Here is a 3,656-nt window from a genome sequence, read left to right as displayed (position 1 = left end):
GTGGTGTACTGGCTTCCGGAGGAAATATAACCGCTCTCTCCTTTAGCGGTCAAGACATGCAGCCAGTAGCTGTTGGCTTGTCCGACAACATGGACCGCTTCGCCTTTTTTCAGCATGCGGATTTTGGCGGCGGAGACGCTTGGCTGAGTGCGCATATTGACGCCATATGTAATGGTGGTTTCATAAGAAGATGATGCCGCAGCTGCCGGGGTCGGCGGGACGTAAACGGCTCCAATAGCGGTGAAGGCGACGGCGGCGCATAGACTCGTTCCAATCAGCTTGCGGTTGAACCAATTATTGCTCATGTTGGTGAAAACCTCCTAGGGTTGTTGGTCTCAACCAACTGTAGCAGATTATAAACGGCCTAAGATTTTCCACGAAGAGCGGAAATCCAGGAAGGACATGCCTTTCAAGGCCTTTCTTAGAAATAAATGAGAATTATCTCATCAAAATCAGCCCTTCCCGAATCAACGAAGGACTCGTTAAGGGGCAGTAAATAGAGCCCTGCAAAAGGCAGCGAGGGCACTAAAAAAAGCATCCGTTTCCCCGGATGCTTCTGCTCGCATGAATCAGCCTTTTACCGCAGCCGTTACGCCGGCATCGGGAACCATTCCATGCGACGAACGGAAATACTCCCGATTATGCAGCATGCTCGGATGATCCGGATGAAAGGCGAGCGCATGTTCATTATGCTCGAATGCCTCCCTGAACCTTCCCAGCCGGTCAAGGCAAAGGCACATTTGCAGATGGGGATACCAGGTTGACGCGGTGCGATTGATTATTCCCATCGTAACGGGGGGCTCCAAGGCGACAGCAAGCCCGTACCAATAAAGGGCAGCCTCGTACTGTTCCCTCTCAAATGTCAAGGCCGGATTTATTTTGACCCATTTCGCCGGGTTAATTTTGACCCACCCATCGACGAATTAGGCATTTCACTTGCGACCTCATCGTGAATTGACGATGAGGAATTGGGAGGAAAGGGAGCACTGCCGCCCCCATTTCCGTTATTCCAGTTCAGTCAGGAGATGCCGGAACCGCGGATAGGCGGCTAAATGGTCAAACGTCTCGTATAGATCGCTGTGCACATCCGGAAAAGGCTTCTCCTGCCCCGGCGATGTCAGCCGATTGACATCGTGACGCAATTCCACCACCTGCTGTTCCAGGCTCTTGCAATACTGAGCGAGTGCTGCGATGAGGGCTTCAGTCTCTTGCTGCCTAAGCGCTACCAGCGATTCCTCATCATACATCGGCTCTCGGGTCATGCGAAATTCCTCCTTTGGTCATGCCGGTTAAACGTCTATACCGATAGCATAAATGGTTCGTCGATGAAGAACAAACTTCGTATCCTGCATCAGAACATACCAATCGGCATCGAGCTCCAAGCGGCATTCGTAAGCTTTATTGCCCATATACAAGGTGAAACATTCCCCGCAATGTAGGCCGTATCGCCGTCGCCCCAAATCGACACACCACTCGTCGCGGTCCGGTTCATAGCATATTCGGGCGCGCCTACGCATGGGCATTCTCCTTGACGGTTATACTGCCAGAATCCGTGGCCGGTTTGTCGAGCGGCGTGCCATACACGCCGGCTCTCATCTTGTCCTTGAGCCGGTAACTTGGACCACGGATGTTAATAATGTGCGAATGATGAAGCAGACGGTCCAGAATCGCCGAAGCCAGCACCGAGTCCCCAAACAACTCGCCCCAATCGCCAAAACTCTTGTTGCTGGTCAGGATCAGGCTGCCGCGCTCGTAGCGGGTGCTAATGAGTTGGAAGAACAGGTTGGCTGCCAGCGGGTCGAGCGGCAGATACCCGACTTCGTCAATGATCAGAATTCGCGGGCGTAGATACTGTCTCATCTTCGCATCCAGCCGGTTCGCGTTATGGGCGCGCCGCAACTCTTCTACTAGCTGTGTGACGGTGGTGAAATACACCGAGATACTCTTCGCGAGCGCCTCCAGCGCAAGCGCAATCGTAAGGTGGCTCTTTCCGACGCCGGGCGGTCCGAGGAATACGACATTCGCCGTCTGGCGAACGAAATTCATCGTCGCCAGCTCGTCGATGAGCTTTTTGTCCACGCTCGGCTGGAACGAGAAGTCGAACTCCGTCAACGTTTTCTGATACGGCAGGCGCGCCATACGCATCTTGGTCTGAATCGTTCGTCTGAGCCGCTGCGCCAGCTCCTCACCCAGCAAGTCGATCAGAAACGCGACATACGTCCACTGCTTGTCCGTCGCTTGCTGCAGCCTGCTTTCCAGCACATCGGCGGCGGCGAGCAATTTGAGTGACTCCAGTTGACCTCGCACTTGATCCAGCTCCAGCATCAGCTCATCACCGCCAATGCTTCATACTGTTCAAGCGGCCGCTCTTCGACTACCGGCGTAGAAACCTCTCGGGCCAGCGGCTTCGGTTTCAGAGCGCCTTCCGCAGCTTTGAGCCCCTCGTATTGTCCGGGCAGCCTCACCATGCCGGTCCACAGATTGGATTTCTCGTGCGTCGCGATACGCTCGCCCTGATGCCAAATTTCTACATGCATACCCACTTGGCGAACGAGAACAACTTGGCCGCTGTACCGCCAATGAACACCATACCTAACGCCGTCGAAGCTGACGAACCCATCCAAACTGACCGTACGCTCGACGCGCAAAAACTTCGTCAGGCGATCCGGAGATGGCAGCGGCAGTAGGTTCTCATCCTTCAACCGATCACACGGGCGCTCGCCGGTCGTACCATGAATCCGCTGGTCGACTTGATGGCACCACTGAATCGCTTGCCGATTCAAATCGGCAATGTCCGTGTAGGTGCGCCCCGGCCAGAAGTTATCCTTGACGAACTGGACGCCGCGCTCGACCTTACCCTTGGTTTCCGGACGTCGTACCTTGCACAGTTTCGGCGTCAGACCGACCGACAGCGCGAAGTCCTCGAACATCCGGTTCCACTGAGGAGTACGGTCGTCGTTCATGCCGGTAACAACGGTTTTCATGTGATCGGTGAGCATGATTTTGGGTACGCCGCCGAAGTGCTCGATGGCATGAACGAAACAGCGTAGGAAACTATGAATGTCACAGCGACGGGTGTACTCAACATACGTGGCGCGTGAGTAGCCCAGCACCATGACAAAGACTGGCAGCTTATGGGCTCGTCCATTGGCATCTACGGTTTCGCAAAATCCCCAGTCTACCTGCGCTTGATCTCCCGGCAACGTCTCGTACCGGACGGTTGCCTTTGACTGCCACGGCGGACGCTTTTGCTGTACATAGTCTTTGATGATCGTCGCACCACCGGTATAGCCTTTCTCCTTGAGGCGCATGAGCATCGCCTGACAGTTGAACAATCCGTCTTCTTTCATCCAGCGGTCGATCGTCTCTTTAAACGGATCGAGCTTCGACCCTCGTTTCTCACGCTCCTTGGACTCCGGGATCTGCCCATCCCGTACATATTTTCGGACAGTGTTCCGAGCATGGCCGGTTTCCCTGACAATCTCTCGAATCTTCTTTCCATTGAGCTTCATTTCGTGTAATCTCAAGACAGATCCGCCTTTCAGCATCGAGTATCTCTCCCAGGTTGATTTGGTCGTCAATCCTGAGAGATATTCGCTAAAGGTGGGTCATTTTCATTCCGGCGCCGGTGGGTCAATTATAATCCGGCGGTAACA

General features: G+C 54.2%; 6 protein-coding genes. All 6 read right to left on the bottom strand.

All coding sequences use genetic code 11. From position 1 onward, the window contains the following. On the bottom strand, positions 1-305 hold a 305-nt coding region (locus tag VE23_RS25105; protein ID WP_198156240.1), incomplete at its 3' end, for an SH3 domain-containing protein. A 264-nt stretch (positions 306-569) separates the two neighbouring features. Further along, positions 570-788: a hypothetical protein gene (locus tag VE23_RS25100; protein ID WP_049867153.1), complete on the bottom strand. Its 219-nt coding sequence runs from the start codon at positions 786-788 to the stop codon at positions 570-572. Between the two features lie 216 nt (positions 789-1,004). After that, complete coding sequence (locus VE23_RS25095) at positions 1,005-1,262, bottom strand: hypothetical protein (protein ID WP_049867152.1); 258 nt, start codon at positions 1,260-1,262, stop codon at positions 1,005-1,007. A 27-nt stretch (positions 1,263-1,289) separates the two neighbouring features. Then, entirely contained in the window at positions 1,290-1,517 is a 228-nt protein-coding gene (locus tag VE23_RS27910) for a DUF5348 domain-containing protein (RefSeq protein ID WP_049867151.1), read from the bottom strand. Next, positions 1,510-2,325 (bottom strand): IS21-like element helper ATPase IstB, encoded by an 816-nt coding sequence (gene istB, locus VE23_RS25085; RefSeq protein WP_049867150.1) that lies wholly within the window; start codon positions 2,323-2,325, stop codon positions 1,510-1,512. Before istB ends, VE23_RS27910 begins: the two co-directional genes overlap by 8 nt. Further along, a complete protein-coding gene (istA, locus tag VE23_RS25080; protein ID WP_049867149.1) occupies positions 2,325-3,548 on the bottom strand; it encodes an IS21 family transposase in 1,224 nt (407 codons plus the stop codon). The genes istB and istA overlap by 1 nt, the downstream gene beginning before the upstream one ends. Between the last annotated feature and the right edge of the window lie 108 nt (positions 3,549-3,656).

The organism is Paenibacillus sp. D9, assembly GCF_001188365.1.
GTDB classification, from domain to species: Bacteria; Bacillota; Bacilli; order Paenibacillales; family Paenibacillaceae; genus Paenibacillus_O; species Paenibacillus_O humicus.
The sequence above is the reverse complement of the archived record's forward strand: the minus strand, read 5'-3'. Positions and strand labels throughout refer to the sequence as shown.